The organism is Streptomyces sp. NPDC003035 (assembly GCF_042888285.1).
Classification (GTDB): Bacteria; Actinomycetota; Actinomycetes; order Streptomycetales; family Streptomycetaceae; genus Streptomyces.
On sequence record NZ_JBIAPJ010000005.1, the window covers coordinates 85,713 to 104,089 of the forward strand.

Annotated in this window: 22 protein-coding genes; 2 read left to right on the forward strand and 20 right to left on the reverse strand. The window is 73.0% G+C overall.

What is annotated here, in order from left to right; all coding sequences use genetic code 11:
* Positions 1 to 107: 107 nt before the first annotated feature.
* Positions 108 to 380 (reverse strand): hypothetical protein, encoded by a 273-nt coding sequence (locus tag ACFYV5_RS16930; protein WP_389169052.1) that lies wholly within the window; start codon positions 378 to 380, stop codon positions 108 to 110.
* Entirely contained in the window at positions 377 to 1,312 is a 936-nt protein-coding gene (locus ACFYV5_RS16935) for a polysaccharide deacetylase family protein (protein WP_389169054.1), read from the reverse strand. The genes ACFYV5_RS16930 and ACFYV5_RS16935 overlap by 4 nt, the downstream gene beginning before the upstream one ends.
* Positions 1,313 to 1,421: 109 nt before the next feature.
* Between ACFYV5_RS16935 and ACFYV5_RS16940 the strand changes: the two genes are divergently transcribed.
* Positions 1,422 to 2,606, forward strand: coding sequence for an SAM-dependent methyltransferase (locus tag ACFYV5_RS16940; RefSeq protein ID WP_389169931.1), 1,185 nt, complete (start codon positions 1,422 to 1,424; stop codon positions 2,604 to 2,606).
* On the opposite strand, the gene ACFYV5_RS16945 is transcribed toward ACFYV5_RS16940, so the two are convergent.
* The 8 genes from ACFYV5_RS16945 to tsaB all read right to left on the reverse strand — a co-directional run bounded on the left by ACFYV5_RS16945 (position 2,551) and on the right by tsaB (position 8,453).
* Positions 2,551 to 3,213: a hypothetical protein gene (locus ACFYV5_RS16945; protein WP_389169056.1), complete on the reverse strand. Its 663-nt coding sequence runs from the start codon at positions 3,211 to 3,213 to the stop codon at positions 2,551 to 2,553. The two genes, ACFYV5_RS16940 and ACFYV5_RS16945, sit on opposite strands and share 56 nt — an antisense overlap.
* Positions 3,214 to 3,234: 21 nt before the next feature.
* Positions 3,235 to 4,554, reverse strand: a complete 1,320-nt coding sequence (locus ACFYV5_RS16950; protein ID WP_389169058.1) for an RNA polymerase sigma factor — start codon at positions 4,552 to 4,554, stop codon at positions 3,235 to 3,237.
* A gap of 33 nt (positions 4,555 to 4,587) precedes the next feature.
* Positions 4,588 to 4,944: a YciI family protein gene (locus tag ACFYV5_RS16955; RefSeq protein ID WP_389169060.1), complete on the reverse strand. Its 357-nt coding sequence runs from the start codon at positions 4,942 to 4,944 to the stop codon at positions 4,588 to 4,590.
* A 96-nt stretch (positions 4,945 to 5,040) separates the two neighbouring features.
* Positions 5,041 to 5,862, reverse strand: a complete 822-nt coding sequence (locus tag ACFYV5_RS16960; protein WP_389169933.1) for a polysaccharide deacetylase family protein — start codon at positions 5,860 to 5,862, stop codon at positions 5,041 to 5,043.
* A 99-nt stretch (positions 5,863 to 5,961) separates the two neighbouring features.
* Positions 5,962 to 6,216, reverse strand: coding sequence for a hypothetical protein (locus ACFYV5_RS16965; protein ID WP_389169062.1), 255 nt, complete (start codon positions 6,214 to 6,216; stop codon positions 5,962 to 5,964).
* Positions 6,213 to 7,322, reverse strand: a complete 1,110-nt coding sequence (gene tsaD / locus ACFYV5_RS16970) for a tRNA (adenosine(37)-N6)-threonylcarbamoyltransferase complex transferase subunit TsaD (protein WP_389169064.1) — start codon at positions 7,320 to 7,322, stop codon at positions 6,213 to 6,215. The genes ACFYV5_RS16965 and tsaD overlap by 4 nt, the downstream gene beginning before the upstream one ends.
* On the reverse strand, positions 7,312 to 7,779 hold the full coding sequence (rimI, locus tag ACFYV5_RS16975; RefSeq protein WP_389169936.1) for a ribosomal protein S18-alanine N-acetyltransferase: 468 nt from the start codon (positions 7,777 to 7,779) through the stop codon (positions 7,312 to 7,314). Before rimI ends, tsaD begins: the two co-directional genes overlap by 11 nt.
* Positions 7,780 to 7,799: 20 nt before the next feature.
* Entirely contained in the window at positions 7,800 to 8,453 is a 654-nt protein-coding gene (gene tsaB / locus ACFYV5_RS16980; RefSeq protein ID WP_355105180.1) for a tRNA (adenosine(37)-N6)-threonylcarbamoyltransferase complex dimerization subunit type 1 TsaB, read from the reverse strand.
* 127 nt (positions 8,454 to 8,580) lie between these two features.
* Here tsaB and ACFYV5_RS16985 point away from each other — a divergent pair, with 127 nt between their 5' ends.
* Entirely contained in the window at positions 8,581 to 9,120 is a 540-nt protein-coding gene (locus ACFYV5_RS16985; protein ID WP_389169939.1) for a hypothetical protein, read from the forward strand.
* A gap of 131 nt (positions 9,121 to 9,251) precedes the next feature.
* Here the strand turns inward: ACFYV5_RS16985 and ACFYV5_RS16990 are convergent, their stop codons facing one another.
* The 10 genes from ACFYV5_RS16990 to ACFYV5_RS17035 form a co-directional block, all read right to left on the reverse strand.
* Complete coding sequence (locus ACFYV5_RS16990) at positions 9,252 to 9,446, reverse strand: hypothetical protein (protein WP_355105178.1); 195 nt, start codon at positions 9,444 to 9,446, stop codon at positions 9,252 to 9,254.
* A gap of 110 nt (positions 9,447 to 9,556) precedes the next feature.
* Entirely contained in the window at positions 9,557 to 10,048 is a 492-nt protein-coding gene (tsaE, locus tag ACFYV5_RS16995) for a tRNA (adenosine(37)-N6)-threonylcarbamoyltransferase complex ATPase subunit type 1 TsaE (RefSeq protein ID WP_389169066.1), read from the reverse strand.
* Between the two features lie 10 nt (positions 10,049 to 10,058).
* Positions 10,059 to 11,231, reverse strand: coding sequence for an alpha/beta hydrolase (locus ACFYV5_RS17000; protein WP_355105174.1), 1,173 nt, complete (start codon positions 11,229 to 11,231; stop codon positions 10,059 to 10,061).
* A gap of 32 nt (positions 11,232 to 11,263) precedes the next feature.
* Positions 11,264 to 12,418, reverse strand: coding sequence for an alanine racemase (gene alr, locus ACFYV5_RS17005; protein ID WP_389169068.1), 1,155 nt, complete (start codon positions 12,416 to 12,418; stop codon positions 11,264 to 11,266).
* A 43-nt stretch (positions 12,419 to 12,461) separates the two neighbouring features.
* The gene (locus tag ACFYV5_RS17010) at positions 12,462 to 13,346 is read right to left on the reverse strand and encodes a L,D-transpeptidase family protein (RefSeq protein WP_389169944.1); all 885 of its coding nucleotides are present in this window, start codon (positions 13,344 to 13,346) and stop codon (positions 12,462 to 12,464) included.
* Positions 13,347 to 13,493: 147 nt separating this feature from the next.
* On the reverse strand, positions 13,494 to 14,921 hold the full coding sequence (locus ACFYV5_RS17015; protein WP_389169070.1) for an NAD(P)H-hydrate dehydratase: 1,428 nt from the start codon (positions 14,919 to 14,921) through the stop codon (positions 13,494 to 13,496).
* A gap of 165 nt (positions 14,922 to 15,086) precedes the next feature.
* Entirely contained in the window at positions 15,087 to 15,455 is a 369-nt protein-coding gene (locus ACFYV5_RS17020) for a holo-ACP synthase (protein ID WP_355105168.1), read from the reverse strand.
* Between the two features lie 7 nt (positions 15,456 to 15,462).
* Complete coding sequence (gene glmS / locus ACFYV5_RS17025; RefSeq protein WP_389169071.1) at positions 15,463 to 17,310, reverse strand: glutamine--fructose-6-phosphate transaminase (isomerizing); 1,848 nt, start codon at positions 17,308 to 17,310, stop codon at positions 15,463 to 15,465.
* A gap of 39 nt (positions 17,311 to 17,349) precedes the next feature.
* Positions 17,350 to 18,105, reverse strand: a complete 756-nt coding sequence (locus ACFYV5_RS17030; protein WP_389169073.1) for a hypothetical protein — start codon at positions 18,103 to 18,105, stop codon at positions 17,350 to 17,352.
* A gap of 74 nt (positions 18,106 to 18,179) precedes the next feature.
* Positions 18,180 to 18,377 carry a DUF397 domain-containing protein gene (locus tag ACFYV5_RS17035; protein ID WP_389169075.1) on the reverse strand — a complete coding sequence of 66 codons (198 nt, stop codon included), beginning with the start codon at positions 18,375 to 18,377 and terminating at the stop codon, positions 18,180 to 18,182.

Here is an 18,377-nt window from a genome sequence, read left to right on the forward strand (position 1 = left end):
CCTGCCCGTCGCTGTGTTGGCACTCTCCAGTGGGGAGTGCCAGACCCGAGACTATGACCGCGATTAGCACTCGGTCAAGCGGAGTGCCAATTGTGTGCGGTGTGGCGCTACGACGCCGGTACGAGAACGGCGCCGCGGACGGGATGGTTCCAGGCAGGATCGTTCCGACCAGGATCACGCTCCCGTGCCTGCTTCAGGTCCCCCAGGTCGCCCGGGTCCCGCGGCTCCGGGAGTTCCCGCAGTTCCCGCAGTTCCCGCAGCTCCACCGCCGCCTTCCGCCCCAGCCGTTCGATCGGGTCCACCGACGTCGCACACCCCGTCACCCCCAGGAGCGCGCCGGCGAGCGCGAGGCCGGCCGCCGGCCGGCGCGCCCGGATCACACGTAGTCCTCGAGCTTCGCGACCGCGTACCCCTTGGCCGTGATCGTCTTCATCACCCGCCGGATCATGTCGGGCATGGAGCCCTTCCAGTCGCCCTTGCCCCGGAAGTGCGTGAGCACGATGTCGCCGGGGTGCAGGTCCCGGTCCCACTCGCGCCACTCCATCCGGTCGGGGAACGCCTCGGCGGCCCAGAGCGGCACCGCCTTGACCCCGCACGCCTTGGCCGCGCGCAGCGTGTCCTCGTTGTAGTTGCCGTAGGGCGGGCGGAAGAGCGGCGGCCGCTTCCCGTACCGCTTCTGGATGGTGTCCTGCATCCCGCAGATCTCCCGCTTCTGCGCGGCGTACGAGAGCCCCGGCATGTAGCGGTGGTTGAGGGTGTGGTTGTGCAGGGAGACGCCCGCGTCCCGCATCTTCGTGAAGTAGCCGTAGTCCTCCTTGACGAGGTAGTCGCTCAGGAAGGCGCTGTACGGGATCTGCAGCTCGCTCATCATCCGCAGCAGCTGGGGGTCCTTCTCCGCGCCGTCGTCGATCGTCAGGAAGACGACCTTCTCCTTGGTCGGCACGGTGGTGAAGACGGGCGGCAGGCCGTGCCCGTCGGTCTCGAACCCCTTCCGAGTGGTGATCTTCGGCTTCACGGCGGGCGGCGCCGGGGCCTCCAGTGGCGGCCGGTCGAGGCCCCACTTCTTGGCGGCGAGCGCGCGGGCGGCGCGCTGGGCGCGGACCTTCTCGACGTACGCGTCGAGGGCGCCGGCGGCGCCCTGCGCCTGGGGCTGTCCGGGGGCGGGGCCCACAGGCCCCTTGCGCGCGCCACCCGCGTCCCCGGCCTCCCCCGAGGGGCCCGCGCAGGCGGATCCGAGGGCGGCGACGACCAGGAGGGCGCCCACCGACCGCCGGACCGGGCGCCGTCGGCGAACCGCACCATGTGCGGCCATTTCTTCCATTTGTCGTACTAGCTGCATGGCGCCGCATCCTGTCAGCGGTGGGCGCCGCACGGCCGCCGACACCGCCACCCGGCGCCCACCATCCCCCGGCTGGCCCACAATGGGACGGGTGACCGACCTCGCCGCCTTCACCGCCCTGCTCACCCCGGAGGGCCAGACGCTGCTCGCCGCCCTGCGGGACTACGACCCCGCCCAGGAACTGGCGGTCGCCTCACGGCTGCGCCGCGAGCACCCGGCCGAGCTGGTCTCGGCGGCCCTGGGGCAGGCGCGGCTGCGGCAGCGCGCGGTGGCGAAGTTCGGCGCCGAGGACGCGCACCGGATGTACTTCACGCCCAACGGCGTCGAGCAGTCGACCCGGGCGACGGTCGGGGCCTACCGTGCGGAGCGCTTCCGGGCGCTCGGTGTGCGGAGCGTCGCCGATCTGTGCGGCGGGATCGGCGGGGACGCGATCGCCTTCGCACGGGCCGGGATCTCCGTCCTGGCCGTGGACCGCGACCCGCTGACGGCCGAGGCCGCCCGCGCCAACGCCGCCGCCCTCGGCCTCGACGGTCTGATCGAGGTCCGCTGCGCGGACGTCACCGAGATCGACACGAGCCCGTACGACGCCGTCTTCGTCGACCCGGCGCGGCGCGGCGGGCGGGGCAGGATCTTCGACCCCGAGGCGTACTCGCCCCCGCTCTCCTGGGCGATCGAGGCGGCCCGCACGGCCTCGCACGCGGCACTGAAGATCGCCCCGGGCGTGCCCCACGAGGCGGTCCCGGAGGACGCGGAGGCCGAGTGGATCTCGGACGGCGGCGACGTGAAGGAGGCCGTGCTGTGGTTCGGCACGGCCCCCGGAACCCGCCGCGCGACCCTCCTCCCGTCGGGCGCGACCCTCACCGGCCGCGGCCTGCCCGATCCCGCGCCCCGCCCGGTCGGCCGCTACCTCTACGAGCCGGACGGCGCCGTCATCCGCGCCCACCTGGTCGCCGAGGTCGCCGAGGAACTGGACGGCGGCCTGATCGACGAGACGATCGCGTACATCACGGCGGACGCCCTCACCCGCACCCCGTACGCCACCGCCTACGAGATCACCGACGAACTCCCCTTCGGTCTCAAGAAGTTGAAGGCCCTGCTACGGGAACGCGAGGTCGGCACCCTGACGGTGAAGAAGCGCGGCTCGGCCGTCGAGCCCGAGGAGATCCGGCGCAGGGTCAAGCCGAAGGGCCCGAACGCCGCCACGGTCTTCCTCACTCGGGTCGCGGGTGCCCCGACGATGCTGATCGGGGCCCCGGCCGGCCGGTGAGCCGCACCGCGAAGCGGTAGTGGCGGATCGCCTTCACGAGCCCGGCCAGGCCGGGGATCCACAGCCCGAGGGCCGCGCCCATGAGGTAGGCGACCGTCCCGTACCCGCCGAGGCCCGGCCCGACGAGCTCGGCGGGCGCCGCCAGGGACACCCACAGACCCACCGCGCAGAGCGCGAAGGAGAGCACCAGCCAGCCGGCGCTGAGGACGGGTTCCCGCAGTCGGGCGTCGCGGACGGGGTCGCGGTCCAGGGCGGCCCACCGCAGCAGGCGGTCGTACGCCTCACGGTCGCGCCACACACCGCGGGCCAGGAAGTAGACGGCGGGAACGAGCACGCCCAGGCCGAACGCCACGGAGACGAGCACGAACATCATCGAGATCGGATCGATGACGTCCTCCAGAGCGACGAGCCCGCCCCCGGCGAACCCCCAGCCCAGCTGCAGGGTCGCGACCCACACCAGGAACACCGCCAGCCGTCCGCCGCCCAGCAGACGGCGGTTGAGCTCCCCCATCGCCCGCGCGCGGTCCGCGAGCCGGGCCTCCCGGCCGGGCCAGCTCTGTATCTCGACGGGCGGAGGAGGAGGGGGAAGCGGGGTACGGCGTGACATGCCCCCGAGACTACCGAGCGATCACTCCCCCACCGCCCCCGCCTCATCCGCAGACCCGTCCCCCACCGCCCCCGCCTCATCCGCAGACCCGTCCCCCACCGCCCCTGCCTGCCTTGCCCGTTCGCGCAGCAGCTCCCGCTCCCGCTCGTTGCGGGTCAGCGAGGCCGCCCGCTCGAACTCCGTCCGGGCCTCGCCCGTCCGCCCCAGCCGGGCCAGCAGGTCCCCCCGCACGCTCGGCATCAAGTGGTAGCCCGCGAGGGCCGGTTCGCCGGCCAGGACGTCGACCAGGGCGAGGCCCGCCTCCGGGCCGTCCGCCATCGAGACGGCGACCGCGCGGTTCAACTCGACCACCGGGGAGGGCGCGAGGGCCGCGAGGCGTCCGTACAGGGCGGCGATGGTCCGCCAGTCGGTCTCCTCGTACGTCAGCGCCTTCGCGTGGCAGGCGGCGATGGTGGCCTGGAGGACGTACGGGCCGTACGTGCCGCCCTCGGCCGCCCGTTCGAGGGCCGCGAAGCCGCGCCGGATGAGCGACCGGTTCCAGCGGCTCCGGTTCTGGTCGGCGAGCAGCACCGGCTGCCCGTCCGGTCCGGTCCGGGCCGCCGTCCGCGAAGCCTGGATCTCCAACAGGGCGGCAAGACCGTGGACCTCGCTCTCCTTGGGCATGAGCCCGGCGAGCACCCTGGCCAGCCGCAGCGCGTCCTCGCACAGCGCCGGCCGCAGCAGGTTGTCGCCCGCCGTGGCCGCGTAACCCTCGTTGAAGATCAGATAGATGACCTCCAGGACGGATCCGAGCCGGGCCTCCCGTTCCTCCCCGTACGGCACCTCGAACTCCACCCCGGCCTTCGCCAGGCTCCGTTTGGCCCGCACGATCCGCTGGGCCACGGTCGGTTCCGGTACGAGGAAGGCGCGGGCGATCTCGTCCGTGCGCAGCCCGCCGAGCAGCCGCAGGGTCAGCGCGGTCCGCGCCTCGGCGGAGAGCACCGGGTGGCAGGTGGTGAAGATCAGCCGCAGCAGGTCGTCGTCGATGTCGTCGGGACCGGACGGCTCGGGGTCGTACGTCTCCTCGGTGAGCTCGCGGCCCACCTCCGCGAGCTTGCGCGCGTACGTCTCACGGCGCCGTACGAGATCGACGGCGCGATTCTTGGCGGCGGCGGTCAGCCAGGCGCCCGGCCGTTCGGGAACCCCTGTCCGCGGCCACTGCTCCAAGGCGGCGACGAGCGCGTCCTGCGCGATCTCCTCGGCGATGCCGACATCGCGGACGATCCGTGCCGCGGCGGCGATGATCCGCGCGGACTCCATGCGGAACACGGTCTCGACGGCGCCGAGGGCGGGTGCGGTCATGGACCAACCATGACACCACCCGCCCCGGCAGCGTCACATCTCTTCGATCTCGCGGACCTCGCAGGTCACCTTCCACTGCGGCGGGTGGATCTCGAGGAACCGCTTCGACCACTCCACGGCCTCCGCCAGGTCCCGGCACTGGCTGATCGAGTAGCCGCCGACGACCTCCTTGGTCTCGGTGAACGGGCCGTCGGTGTAGGAGATCTTCCCGCCCTCCCACACGACGCGCTTGCCCTCCTTGGTCGGCTTGAGCCCGGCCGTCTCCAGCATCACGCCGGCCTTGGTGATCTCCTCGAAGAGCGCGCCCATGCGCTCGTCGAAGCCGGCGTCGGCCTCCTCCAGCTCGAAGGCGCCCTCTTCGATGCGGATCATCGTCAGGTAGCGGGGCATGTCGTTCTCCTTGCGTGGTGGGCGGGGCCGTTCCCCGCCTTTCACTCATACGTCGAACGGGCCCGGCCCGCATCGACACGAGGAGGAGAAAAACTTCTAGACGTAATCCTCCAGGCGGGCCACCGTGAAGCCCTGCTCCTGGATGTGGCGCAGCATGTTCGCCGTCATCCGGGTCATCGTCGTGCCCTTGAGCTCGGCCGGGCCGCGGAAGTGCGCCAGGATGATGTCGCCCGGGTGGAGCTTCTTGTCCCCGCGCTGGTACTGCATGTTCTTGATCTGCATCGACTCGCGCCACAGCACGATCGCGTCCACCCCGCACGAGCCCGCGGCGGCGCGGGTGTCCTCGTTCCAGTTGCCGTACGGCGGGCGGAAGAGCCGCGGGGTCGTCCCGTACCGCTCCGCCAGCTTCGTCTGCTGACCGCAGATCTCGCGGCGCTGGGCGGCCGGGCCGAGGGTGCGCAGGTTCGGGTGGGTGAGGGTGTGGTTGGCGACGCCGTGGCCGAGGGCGGCGAGCGGCTCGAAGTAGCCGTAGTCGGTGCGGATGGCGGAGTCGGTGAGGAACATCGTCACCGGGACCTTGAGGTCCTTCATCATCGCGACGAATTCCGGGTCCTTCTCGGCGCCGTCGTCGATCGTGATGAAGACGACCTTGTCCTTCGTCGGGATGTCGCTGATGACGGGGACGGGCCCGCCGGGCTGCCGCCGGACCGGCTTGGTCCTCGGCGGGGCGGGCGGGGCGGCGAAGGGCTCCAGGCCCCACTTCCGGTACGCGGCCGAGGCGCCGGCCGCCCGGTCGGCCGCCCGGTCCGGGGCGTCGCCACCGGCCTGGGGGCCTTCGGACGGGGCCGCTTCGGACGGGGCCGCCGGCGGCCTCGCCGGAGCCGCGTCCGACTCCGCCGTACCGCCGCACCCCGTCATGAGCAGGGCGGCGACGGTCAGCGCCGCCCACGCCACGATCTTCTTGTCCACGCCGTGAGTCACGCCGTGAATGATGCGATAAAAAGCCCGCGGGTTGCCTCAGTCCACGGCCTCGAAACGCCAACGGTGCACCGGACGGGTGATCAGATCCGCCGCCGGCTCGGGCAGCTCGGGCAGCTCGGCGTCCAGCGCGGGCGCCTCCCACCAGGTCAGCACGAGCACCCGGTCCTGGGTGGCGCGGAAGGTCTCGCGGCGCAGCGGCTCCTGCGCCAGCTCCTGCGCCCGCGCCCACTCCAGGAGCTCGGCGCCGCGGCCCTGCACCGCGCGCGCCTCCCACATCAGGGTGACCCTCATGAGTAGAGGTTGCCCTTGCTGACTTCGTGCACGTGATCGTGGTCGTGGTCGTGGCCGTGGTTCCCCGGCACGTGCGGGTCGGTGACCGGCAGGGAGGAGTCCGCCGACAGCTCCAGGTCGGAGGCCGGCCGGTTGCGGGCGACCATCTCGGCGCCGAGCGCCGCCACCATCGCGCCGTTGTCCGTGCAGAGCCCCGGCCGCGGCACCCGCAGCCGGATCCCGGCCCGCTCGCACCGCTCCTCGGCCAGCGCCCGCAGCCGCGAGTTGGCCGCGACGCCGCCGCCGATCATCAGGTGGTCGACGCCCTCGTCCTTGCAGGCCCGGACGGCCTTGCGGGTCAGCACGTCGACGACCGCCTCCTGGAAGGAGGCCGCCACGTCCCGTACCGGCACCTCCTCGCCCGCCGCCCGCTTGGCCTCGATCCAGCGGGCCACGGCCGTCTTGAGGCCGGAGAAGGAGAAGTCGTACGCGGGATCCTTGGCGCCGGTCAGGCCGCGCGGGAAGGCGATCGCGTTCGGGTCGCCCTCCCTGGCGAGCCGGTCGATGACCGGGCCGCCGGGGAAGCCGAGGTCGAGCACGCGCGCGATCTTGTCGAAGGCCTCGCCGGCCGCGTCGTCGATGGTCGCGCCCATCGGACGGACGTCGGCGGTGATGTCGGGCGCGAGCAGCAGCGAGGAGTGACCGCCGGAGACGAGCAGCGCCATCGTCGGCTCGGGCAGCGGGCCGTGCTCCAGCTGGTCGACGCAGATGTGCGAGGCGAGGTGGTTCACGCCGTACAGCGGCTTGCCGAGCGCGTACGCGTACGCCTTCGCCGCCGAGACGCCGACCAGCAGGGCGCCCGCGAGGCCGGGTCCGGCCGTCACGGCGATGCCGTCGAGGTCGCGCGCGGAGACCCCGGCCGTCTTCAGGGCGCGCTCGATGGTCGGGACCATCGCCTCCAGGTGGGCGCGGGAGGCGATCTCGGGCACGACTCCGCCGTAGCGCGCGTGGGTGTCGACGCTCGACGCGATGGAGTCGGCGAGCAGGGTCGTGCCCCGCACGATGCCGACCCCGGTCTCGTCGCAGGAGGTCTCGATGCCGAGTACGAGCGGTTCGTCAGCAGCCATCAGAATCAGTCTCAGTTCCTTGAACGGTCAGTCGCATCACGAGCGCGTCCACATTGCCCGGCTGGTAGTAGCCGCGCCGGAAGCCGATGGGCTCGAAGCCGAAGCGCTCGTACAGCTTCTGGGCCCGGGTGTTGTCCACCCGTACCTCCAGCAGCACCTCCTCGCACTCGAAGGCGGTGGCGTGCTGGAGCAGATCGGTCAGCAGCCGGGCGCCGAGCCCGGTCCCCCACTGGTCGCGGGCGACGGCGATCGTCTGGACGTCGCCGAGGCCGCCGGCGGCGGCCAGTCCGGCGTAGCCGACGAGCTTCCCGCCGGCCTCCGCGACGATGTACCGGCGGGTGGCCCGTGGCCCGCGGGCGTGCGCCAGTTCGGACCAGAACATCCCCTCGGACCAGGCGTCCTCGGGGAACAGGTCGTGCTCCATGACGAGTACGGGCTCGATGTCCCACCAGCGCATCTCGCGCAGGGTCACCCCGGTCACTTGGGGGTGACCACCTTGTAGTTCTTCGGCACCTGGGCGTCGGGCCGGCGCAGGTACATCGGCAGCGGGTCGAGGAAGTCGGCGCCCGCCGCGAGGCGTTCGGCCGCCAGGGCGGCGAGCGCGCCCGCCGACTGGTGCTCGGGGTCGCGGGCGTCGGGGAAGACCTCGGGGTACAGGCGCGCGCCGGCGCCGACGACCGGCAGCCCGGCGACCTGTTCGGCGATCTCGGCCGGCCGGTCGACGGCCGCGTCGGTCACGCGCGTACGGGAGTCGGCGTACCGCGCCCAGTAGACCTCCTTGCGGCGCGCGTCCGTCGCGACGACGAACGGCTCCTCGATCCCGGAGGCGTACGCGAGCCCGTCCAGCGTGCACAGGCCGTGCACGGGCACGCCGAGCGCGGAGGAGAAGGTCGCGGCGGTGACCAGACCCACGCGCAGTCCGGTGTACGGCCCCGGTCCGACGCCGACCACGACGCCGGTGACCGCGTCGAGGGTCAGCCCGGCCTCCTTGAGGACCCGGTCGACGGCGGGCAGCAACAGCTCCCCGTGGCGGCGGGCGTCGACCTGCCGCGACTCGGCGACGACGGACTCGCCGTCGTGGAGGGCGACGGTGACGGCGGGGGTGGCGGTATCCATGGCGAGCAAGAGCACGCAAACAGCCTACGGCTCCCGGCCGCCAGGCACGGCGCCCCGTCCCCCAGGGCGTACGGCTGCTACCGTCACCACCGATACATACGTACAGGAGGTCGGCACGGTGGCACGGAGCAGCTCGGGATTCGTGGCCGGGCTCACCGCGGCGGCGGTCGCCGCGGTCGCCTTCCTCGCCTACCAGGCGTCGGCGAACGCGCCCGCCGATGTCTCGGCCGAGCCGAGGCCCACGACGTCGGCCCCGGCGGCCACCATCACCGGCGGCCCCCAGGCGCCCCCCAGGGATCCCCTCGCCGTCCCGGCGAACTCGGGCAGCGGTGCGCGCGTGGTGTACGCGCTGGCCGAGCGCCGGGTGTGGCTGGTGGACGAGAAGGGCCAGGCCACGCACACCTTCTCGGTGATGCCGAGCACGGTCCACCCGGTACCGGGGGCGTACACCGTGACCTCGCGCTCGGGCTCGGTCCGCGGCTCGGACGGCGTGCAGATCGAGCACGTCGTGCGGTTCACGACCGTGGAGGACGTGGCGATCGGCTTCAGCGCGGCGGTCGACGGCTCGCTGCCGACGCCGGACCCGGCGCGGAAGACGGGCGGCATCCGGATGAAGCGGGCGGACGGCGAGGCGATGTGGACGTTCGCGTCGATCGGGGCGAAGGTCGTCGTCGTCGCCTGACGCCCTCACCGGGCGGGGCGGGCGCCTCCCTCGTACGGGCGACGCCCTGACGCGCCTGTGCCGTGACGCACCCATGCGGTAAGGACGCGCCTGTGCCGTGACATGACGCGCCCGTGCCGTGAAAGACGCGCCTACGCGGCCTCGCGCCGGTCGGCTCTCCGCCGCTCGACGGCCTGCCGCTCGGCGTCCTCGTCGGCCCCGTGGCGAACGGCCTCCGGGTCCGGTGTGCGCGGGGGTGTCGACACCGCGTCCGCCGCCGCGCAGGACGCCAGCAGCTCACTCATCGAGATGCGCTCTTCCGCGCGCTCGCGCTCTGGCGCCGCCATGCATGCCTCCCGTAGGTTAGGTACACCTAACCAGCTCGTGCATCCATGTCACCACGGCTCGTACGGCCGACGCAACATCTTCCCGACACCTTGTCGGAACCTACGTACGTTCAGCTCAGCCCGAGGTCCTCGTCGGCCCACCGCGTGCCGATCCCGCGCAGCACGACCGTGCGCCGGTCGTCGTCCGTGTCGCCGACCACCCGGTGGATCAGCACGTGCAGCCGGTCGTCCGTCAGGTCCTCGACCTTGCCGTCGCCCCACTCCACGACGACCACCGACTCGGGCAGCGAGACGTCCAGGTCGAGGTCCTCCATCTCGTCGAGGCCGCCGCCGAGGCGGTACGCGTCGACGTGGACCAGCGCGGGGCCGCCGACCAGAGACGGGTGGACGCGGGCGATGACGAAGGTCGGGGAGGTGACGGCGCCGCGTACGCCGAGGCCCTCTCCCAGGCCGCGGGTCAGCGTGGTCTTCCCTGCGCCGAGCTCACCGGTGAGCATCACGAGGTCGCCGGGGCGGAGCAGCTTGGCCAGGCGACGGCCGATCTCCTGCATCTCCTCCGGGGAGTCGATGTCCAGGGTGGCAGTGGAGTGCGGTTGTTCCATACGAGCCAACTTAACCGCTGCGAGAACCCGCCTTCGCCGCCGTGGCGGGCACCGCTCCGACCTTCGCCAGCAGGTCGGCCAGCCGGTCCGTCACCGCCTCGGGATGCTCCAGCATCACCAGATGGCCGCCGTCGTCCACGATGACCAGCTCCGCGTCCGGCAGCAGGTCGGCGATGGCCTCGGTGTGCGCGCTGGGAGTGACCAGATCGCGGTCGCCGGCGAGCGCGAGCACCGGGATCTCGGCGAAGACCTGGAGCGCCGCCGCCTTGTCGTGGTCGGCGAAGGCCGGATAGAACTCCGCGACCACGTCGATCGGCGTCGACTCGATCATCCGCTCCGCGAACCGGGCGACCGCCGGGTCGACGTCCCGGGAGGAGAAGGAGTACTTCTTGATCAGCCCGGCGAACAGGTCGGCCGTCGCCCGGCGGCCCCGCTCGACGAGCTCGGCCTGCGCGCCCAGCGCCTTCAGGACGCCGGGCAGAACCCGCCGCACCGCGTTGACCCCGGCCGTGGGCAGCCCGTAGTTGACCTCGCCGAGCCGGCCCGCCGAGGTGCCGACGAAGGCCGTTCCGACGACCCGCTCACGGATCAGTTCGGGGTACGCGTCGGCGAGCGCCATGATCGTCATGCCGCCCATCGAGTGCCCGACGAGGACCAGCGGCCCCTCGGGCGCGGCCGTGTCGATGACGGCCTTGAGGTCGCGGCCGAGCTGGTCGATGGAGACGGGGACGCCGTCGGGCCCGGACTGGGCCACCCCGCGGGCCGAGCGGCCGTGGCTGCGCTGGTCCCAGTGGACGGTACGGACCAGGCCGCGCAGCGCCGCCCGCTGGAAGTGCCAGGCGTCCTGGGAGAGGCAGTAGCCGTGGCTGAAGACGACGGTGACGGGAGCGGGCGCCTTGCGGCCGAAGAGCCGTCGGCGTCGCGGGGCGGGCGGGTCCGGCTCGACCTCGTCGACCTCGTAGTACAGCGCGGTGCCGTCGTCGGCGAGCGCCTTGCCGGGGACGCCGCGCAGGGCGCCGTAAGGGGCGGAGGCGTCGAGGGCGAGCCGGGCCTTCTGGCGCATGCCGCGCCCGACGGTGAGCCGCTCGATGGCGACGCCGGCCGCCGCACCGGCGGCGAGCACGCCTATCGCGGCGCCGGCGAATCCGGCACGCCGCCAGCTGTCGGTGCTGGACTCGCTCACTGCCGCTCCCCTTCGGTCGGTGCTTATCCGTTCTACCCGTTCACGTAGACGCGCGGGACGCGTGCTCCGATGCGGGTGACGATCTCGTACGCGATGGTGTCGGCGGCCTCGGCCCAGTCCTGGGCGGTGGGCTCGCCGCGGTCGCCGGGGCCGAAGAGCAGCGCCTCGGCGCCGGGCTCGACGGTGTCCGCGCCGAGGTCGACGACGAACTGGTCCATGGCGACCCGGCCGGCGACGGTGCGGACCTTGTCGCCGACCAGGACGGGGCCGCGGCCCGAGGCGTGGCGCGGGATGCCGTCGGCGTATCCGACCGGCACGAGGCCGAGGTGGGTCTCGCCCTCGGTGACGTAGTGGTGTCCGTAGCTGACGCCGTGGCCGGCCGGGACCTGCTTGACCAGGGCGATGCTCGCCTTCAGGGACATGACGGGGCGCAGGCCGAAGTCGGCGGAGGTGCCGACCTCGGGGCCGGGCGAGACGCCGTACATCGCGATGCCGGGCCGTACGAGGTCGAAGTGCGTCTCGGGCAGGGTGAGGGTGGCCGGCGAGTTGGCGATGTGCCGGACCTCGGGCTCGACGCCGGCCTTCTCGGCGTAGTCGAGGAGCGTGCGGAAGACGTCGAGCTGGGAGGCGATGGAGGGGTGGCCGGGCTCGTCGGCGCAGGCGAAGTGCGACCAGAGTCCGGTGACCTTGAGCAGGCCCTGGCTCTCGGCCTTGAGGGCCTCGCCGACGAGCTCGGGCCAGTCGGCGGGCTGGCAGCCGTTGCGGCCGAGGCCGGTGTCGCCCTTGAGCTGGACACGGGCCCGCTTCCCCGTCGCGCGCGCCGCCTCGACGACCTCCCGCAGGGCCCACATCCCGCTGACGGTCATGTCGAGGCCGGCCTCGATGCCCTCGGCCCAGGGGTCGCCGGGGGTCCAGAGCCAGCACAGGATCCGGGCGTCGGCCTCGGTGATCCCGGCGGCGCGCAGGGCGAGCGCCTCGTGCGGGGTGGCGGTACCGAGCCACGCGGCGCCCGCGTCGAGGGCGGCGCGGGCGCAGCGGATCGCGCCGTGTCCGTACGCGTCCGCCTTGACCACGGCCATCACCTGGGCGTGGGGCGCGACGCGGGCGCGCAGCGTGCGGACGTTCGCACGCAGCGCACCGAGGTCGATCTCGGCGCGGGCTCTGCGGGGCGGCGGTGTCTCAGTCATCGCGCCCAGTCTCTCAGGTGTCGCTCCCGAGCCCTCTCAGGTGTCAGCCCCCGGGCCGCTTTCCCCAGATGTAGACCCGGTCACCCTTGCGCAGCACGTCCCAGAGTTTCTTCGCGTGGGCGTGACTGAGATTGACGCAGCCGCGGCTGCCGGTGGGGGTGGCGAGCTGGCCGTAGACGGCGTGGAAGGCCTGCCCTCCGTCGAAGAACTGGGCGTAGGGCATGGGCGTGTTGTAGATGGTCGACCAGTGGTCCTTGTTGCGCCAGTAGATCTTCTTCCAGCCGGTACGGGTGCGGTAGCCGGGCCGTCCGCTGCGGATGTTGACGACGGCGAACGTCACCTTCTTGCCCTTCTGCACCCACATCAGCTCGCGGTTCAGGTCGACGCAGGCGACGGTGTACGTCGTGACCGGGCACTTCCCGGCGGCGTTGGGGTTCTTGCGGGCGGCGAGGAGCTCGGCGCGGGCCCAGGTGACGGGGCCGGCGTAGCCCTGGGCGGGCTTGATCTTCTCCCTCACCTGGAACGCGCGGATCGCCTTGCAGTCGGCGGCGGACTGCTTGCCGTCGACCTTGAGCTTCAGCAGTTGCTCGACCCGGCGCTGGTGGGGCCCGGTCAGCGTGGTGCAGGCGGCGGCGCCGGCGTTGCGCGGCAGGTACTCGACCAGCTCGTCGACGGGCGCCTTGGGCTCGGGCACGGGGACGCCCGCGCCCTCCTGCTGGAGGGGCGGCAGGACCTGGTCGGGCGTGTCCATGGGGTACTCGGGCTGCCCGACACCGGGCAGGCCGGGGACGAGGTCGTCCGCGGCGGACGTCTGGGATGCGGGCGCGGGCGCGGGCGGGGGCGGCGCGGGCTCGGCGAGGGCGGGCGCGGGCTCGGCGAGGGCGGGCGCGGGGGTCAGCGGAAGGGCGGCTGCGGCCACGAGCAGCAGCGTCACGGCACGAGAGGGCGAGTTCCATCTGATCACCCGCCCAGCCAACCCGCCCTCCGCGTACCGCGCCCGCCCAACCCCACGCCTGGTCCAACGGGTTCGCCCAACCGGGGGTGGGATCCGGCGGGGGAGCAGGCGACCCACGCCCTACGACGTCACGTCGCGCCACGCGTCCGGCAAGGCCGCCGCCACATCGCTCGCCGCGATCGGCGCACCCCCCGACGCCCGGCGCGCCGCCAGCCCGTGGAGGTACGCGGCCACCGACCCGGCGTCCGCCGCGCGCAGGCCCGCGGCCAGCAGGGAACCGGCCAGGCCCGACAGGACGTCCCCGCTGCCCGCCGTCGCCAGCCAGGACGTGCCCGTCGGGTTCACCCGTACCGGCTCGGCACCCGACGCGACCAGGGTCGTCGAACCCTTCAGCAGCACCGTCGCCCCGTACCGCGCCGCCAGTTCCCGTACCGCCTCAAGGCGCCCCGCCTCCACCGCCTCCCGCGAGACGCCCAGCAGCGCCGCCGCCTCGCCCGCGTGCGGGGTGAGCAGCGTCGGCGCCGTACGCCCCCGGACCACCGACGCCGACAGGTCCCGCAGTCCGTCCGCGTCCACCAGGACCGGTACGTCCGAGGCCAGCGCGTCCGCGACCCCCGGCCCGTCACCGAGCCCCGGTCCCACCACCCACGCCTGCACCCGCCCCGCCTTCGCCGGCGGCCCGGCGTGCACCAGCGTCTCCGGGTGGCGTGCGATCACGGCCTCGCCCGCCGGACCGACGTACCGCACCGCTCCCGCCCCGCCCCGCAGCGCCCCCGCCACCGCGAGCACCGCCGCCCCCGGATAGCGCGCCGAGCCGGCGACCACGCCCACCACACCCCGCCGGTACTTGTCGCTCTCCGCGCCGGGCACGGGCAACAGACGCGCCACGTCCTCGTGTTGGAGCGCCTGGAGCTCCGGCACGGACGGCAGGAAGTCACCGAGGCCGATGTCCACGAGCCGCAGCGCCCCCGCGTACTCCCGCGCCGGGTCGACGAGCAGCCCGGGCTTGTACGTCCCGAACGTCACCGTCGCGTCCGCCCGCAGCGCCTCCCCCGTGACCTCCCCGGAGTCCGCGTCCACACCGCTCGGCAGGTCGACCGCGACCACGACCGCGTCGGAGCCGCGCGCCGCCCGCGCGATGGGGACGGCGTCCGGGCGCAGTCCACCGCGTCCGCCGATACCGGTGATCCCGTCCAGGACGAGATCGGCCACGGCGAGCGGCTCGTACGGGTCCTCCGCCACCCGCCCGCCGGCCGCCCGCAGCGCCGCGAGCCCGCGCTCGTGGGCGCGCGAGCCGAGCAGGACGGCCGTCACCCCCGCCCCGCGCCGCGCGAGCCGCGCCCCGGCGTAGAGGGCGTCGCCTCCGTTGTCCCCGCTGCCGACGAGGAGCACGACCCTCGCCCCGTACACATGGCCTCGCCCGAGGAGCGAGAAACAGGCGGCGGCGAGTCCCGCCGCCGCCCGTTGCATGAGCGCGTCCTGGGGCAGCGTCGCCATCAGCTGGGCCTCGGCGGCCCGTACGGTCTCCACGCGGTAAGCGGTACGCATGTCCCGCAGTCTGCCGCACACCTCATGCCGCCGCCCGGCCCCCGTCCCCGCCGACTCGCGGACCCGGCGCCGACCCCACCGACCCCGCCGACCCGCGGCACCGGCACCGACCCCACCGACCCGCCGACTCGCAGACCCGGCGCCCGCACCGACCCCACCGAGGCGTCAGCCCTCCGCGATCACGACCGCCGACGCCACCCCCGCGTCATGGCTCAGCGACACATGCCAGTGCCGCACCCCCAGCTCCGCCGCCCGTGCCGCCACCGTGCCCCGCACCCGGAGCCGGGGCTGGCCGGTGCCCTCGACGTACACCTCCGCGTCCGTCCAGTGCAGCCCGCCCGGCGCGCCGAGCGCCTTGGCCACCGCCTCCTTCGCGGCGAACCGCACCGCGAGGGAGGCGGTCCCGCGCCGCTCGCCGCTCGGGAGCAGCAGCTCCCGCTCGACGAAGAGGCGCTGCAACAGCCCCGGCGTCCGTTCGATCGACGCGGCGAAGCGGTCGATCTCCGCCACGTCGATCCCCACCCCGATGATCATTCGCTCATCACTCCACGGTCACAGATTTCGCCAGGTTGCGCGGCTGGTCCACCTCGTTGCCGCGCGCCGTCGCCAGTTCGCAGGCGAAGACCTGGAGCGGCACGGTGGAGACCAGCGGCTGGAGCAGCGTAGGCGTTGCGGGGATACGGATGAGATGGTCGGCGTACGGAACGACCGCCTCGTCGCCCTCCTCCGCGATCACGATCGTCCGCGCTCCGCGGGCCCGGATCTCCTGGATGTTCGACACGATCTTGTCGTGCAGGACGGACCGCCCGCGCGGCGAGGGCACGACGACCACCACCGGCAGGTCCTCCTCGATGAGGGCGATCGGCCCGTGCTTCAGCTCGCCGGCCGCGAAGCCCTCGGCGTGCATGTACGCCAGTTCCTTCAGCTTCAGCGCGCCCTCCAGGGCCACCGGGTAGCCGACGTGCCGCCCGAGGAAGAGCACCGTGTCCTTGTCGGCGAGCGAGCGGGCCAGCGCGCGTACCGGCTCCATGGTCTCCAGGACCCGCTCGACCTCGTCGGCGATGCGGGCGAGTTCCCGGATCACCGCGTGGATCTCGTCGCCCCACTTCGTCCCGCGTACCTGCCCCAGGTACAACGCCAGCAGGTAGCAGGCCACCAGCTGCGTCAGGAAGGCCTTCGTGGACGCGACGGCGACCTCCGGCCCCGCGTGCGTGTAGAGAACGGCATCGGACTCCCTGGGGATCGTCGAGCCGTTCGTGTTGCACACGGCGAGGACCTTCGCGCCCTGTTCGCGCGCGTGGCGGAGCGCCATGAGGGTGTCCATCGTCTCGCCGGACTGGGAGATGGCGATGACGAGCGTGCGCTGGCCGAGGATCGGGTCCCGGTAGCGGAACTCGCTGGCGAGCTCGACCTCGCAGGGGATTCTCGTCCAGTGCTCGATGGCGTACTTCGCGATCATTCCGGCGTGGAAGGCCGTGCCGCAGGCGATGATGACGATCTTGTCGGCCTCCCGCAGCACCGCGTCGGGGATGCGCACCTCGTCGAGCCGGAGGCGCCCGCCGGCGTCGATCCGGCCGAGGAGGGTGTCGGCGACGGCCTTGGGCTGCTCGGCGATCTCCTTGAGCATGAAGTAGTCGTAGCCGCCCTTCTCGGCGGCCGAGGCGTCCCAGTCCACGTGGTAGGCCCGGACGTCGGCGGGCGTGCCGGCGAAGTCGGTCACGTCGACGCCCTCCCGGGAGAGCTTCACGACCTGGTCCTGCCCGAGCTCGATCGCGGCCCGGGTGTGCGCGATGAAGGCGGAGACGTCGGAGGCGAGGAAGTACTCCCCCTCGCCCACGCCCACCACGAGGGGCGAGTTCCGCCGGGCGCCGACGACGACGTCCGGCTCGTCCGCGTGGACGGCGACGAGCGTGAACGCGCCGTCGAGCCGTCGGCAGACCAGCCGCATCGCCTCGGCCAGGTCGCCGCTGGAGGAGAACTCCTCGGCGAGGAGATGGGCCACGACCTCGGTGTCCGTCTCGGACGCCAGGTCGTGCCCTCGCTCCTCCAATTCGGCCCTGAGGGCGGCGAAGTTCTCGATGATGCCGTTGTGGACGACGGCCACGCGCCCCGCGTTGTCGAGATGCGGGTGGGCGTTGACGTCGGTCGGCCCGCCGTGGGTGGCCCAGCGGGTGTGCCCGATGCCGGTGGATCCGCTCGACAGCGGCCGGTCCACCAGCTCCTTCTCCAGATTGACGAGCTTGCCCGCCTTCTTCGCCGCGGCCAGTCCCCCGTCGGAGAGCACCGCGACGCCGGCCGAGTCGTAGCCCCGGTACTCGAGCCGCTTCAGGCCCGCGATCACCACATCAAGCGCCGACTGCCCGCCGACGTAACCCACGATTCCGCACATGGCGGCAGCCTACGACCGAAGGCGTCCGCCGGCCCGGACTCAGCGCAGCTTGGCCGCCTGCGCGTCGATGACGGCCGTCGGCAGCTCCTTGACGACGCCGGCGAGGCTGATGACGGAGAAGGAGGCCAGCGTGTTGCCCTTGCGGAAGGCCACGGCCTTGGTGATGAACGGCTTGCCGTCCATGTCGGAGGTGACGGTGAAGGCCACCGCCTCCTCCCCGGCGGTGACGGGCTCCGGAGCGATCTTGCCGATCTTCGTCTGCTCGCCGGCGATGTTCAGCGTGAAGCCGCCGGCGCACTCCGTGCCGGCCTTCTTCAGCGAGGCGAACGCGTCCTGGGCGCCCTGACCGTCGTACGAGCCGAGCGTCACGGTCGTCACCGGGGCGCCGAGCGCGCCCATGATGTCCTCCGGCGACTCCGCCTTGTCCTTCTTCGGCTCGGCGATCGCCTTGCGCTGCACGCTGGCGGCGGGGTCACCGGTCGCGATGAGCGACATGGCGTCGGCGATCGGCTTGCAGGCGGCCTTGTCGGCGGTGACGTCACTGGACTTCGGCGCGTCGGGGGACTCGCCCTTCTGCACCTGGTAGCCCTTGAGATCGGCCTGCTCGACGATCAGCTTCTCCAGCTCGGCGACGGACAGCGCCTTGGCGTCCGGGGCGGCGGAGGCGGACGCCTTGGGCGCGTCCTTCCCCTTGTCGCCACCGTCCTCCTTCGCCCCACTGCAGGCGGCGAGCACCAGCGCCAGCGAGGCGACGGAGGAGGTGATGGCGGTACGGCGAAGGGCGGTGGCTCTCATGGTTCAACTCTCGTCTCGGGCAGGCGAATCTGTGAGCACCCTATGCGCACACCAGTCCGATGATCACGGAATTCTCAACCGTTACGCGACCGCAAGGCTCCCCCACCCACGGCATCGACGAACACCCGCAGGGCACGGGGGCTTGCGCTGACCACGACGGCGGGCACCTTGCTGTCGCGGAGCCGTACGGTGCCGTCGGGGGCGAGGGCGACGCAGACGCAGTTGGAGCCGTCCGGGCTGTAGGAGGACTTCCTCCACTCGTACGTGGGCAC

What these genes read in the sequence shown, in the direction of transcription:
- tsaE (WP_389169066.1), bottom strand. Translation starts at nt 10,048, where the DNA reads ATGGAACAACCGCACTCCACTGCCACCCTGGACATCGACTCCCCGGAG.
- ACFYV5_RS16935 (WP_389169054.1), bottom strand. Translation starts at nt 1,312, where the DNA reads ATGGCCGCACATGGTGCGGTTCGCCGACGGCGCCCGGTCCGGCGGTCG.
- ACFYV5_RS17020 (WP_355105168.1), bottom strand. Translation starts at nt 15,455, where the DNA reads ATGATCATCGGGGTGGGGATCGACGTGGCGGAGATCGACCGCTTCGCC.
- ACFYV5_RS17030 (WP_389169073.1), bottom strand. Translation starts at nt 18,105, where the DNA reads ATGAGAGCCACCGCCCTTCGCCGTACCGCCATCACCTCCTCCGTCGCC.
- ACFYV5_RS16990 (WP_355105178.1), bottom strand. Translation starts at nt 9,446, where the DNA reads ATGGCGGCGCCAGAGCGCGAGCGCGCGGAAGAGCGCATCTCGATGAGT.
- ACFYV5_RS16955 (WP_389169060.1), bottom strand. Translation starts at nt 4,944, where the DNA reads ATGCCCCGCTACCTGACGATGATCCGCATCGAAGAGGGCGCCTTCGAG.
- rimI (WP_389169936.1), bottom strand. Translation starts at nt 7,779, where the DNA reads ATGCGCTGGTGGGACATCGAGCCCGTACTCGTCATGGAGCACGACCTG.
- ACFYV5_RS17015 (WP_389169070.1), bottom strand. Translation starts at nt 14,921, where the DNA reads ATGCGTACCGCTTACCGCGTGGAGACCGTACGGGCCGCCGAGGCCCAG.
- ACFYV5_RS16940 (WP_389169931.1), top strand. Translation starts at nt 1,422, where the DNA reads ATGGGACGGGTGACCGACCTCGCCGCCTTCACCGCCCTGCTCACCCCG.
- ACFYV5_RS16945 (WP_389169056.1), bottom strand. Translation starts at nt 3,213, where the DNA reads ATGTCACGCCGTACCCCGCTTCCCCCTCCTCCTCCGCCCGTCGAGATA.
- ACFYV5_RS16960 (WP_389169933.1), bottom strand. Translation starts at nt 5,862, where the DNA reads ATGACGGGGTGCGGCGGTACGGCGGAGTCGGACGCGGCTCCGGCGAGG.
- ACFYV5_RS16950 (WP_389169058.1), bottom strand. Translation starts at nt 4,554, where the DNA reads ATGACCGCACCCGCCCTCGGCGCCGTCGAGACCGTGTTCCGCATGGAG.
- tsaD (WP_389169064.1), bottom strand. Translation starts at nt 7,322, where the DNA reads ATGGCTGCTGACGAACCGCTCGTACTCGGCATCGAGACCTCCTGCGAC.
- alr (WP_389169068.1), bottom strand. Translation starts at nt 12,418, where the DNA reads ATGACTGAGACACCGCCGCCCCGCAGAGCCCGCGCCGAGATCGACCTC.
- ACFYV5_RS16965 (WP_389169062.1), bottom strand. Translation starts at nt 6,216, where the DNA reads ATGAGGGTCACCCTGATGTGGGAGGCGCGCGCGGTGCAGGGCCGCGGC.
- glmS (WP_389169071.1), bottom strand. Translation starts at nt 17,310, where the DNA reads ATGTGCGGAATCGTGGGTTACGTCGGCGGGCAGTCGGCGCTTGATGTG.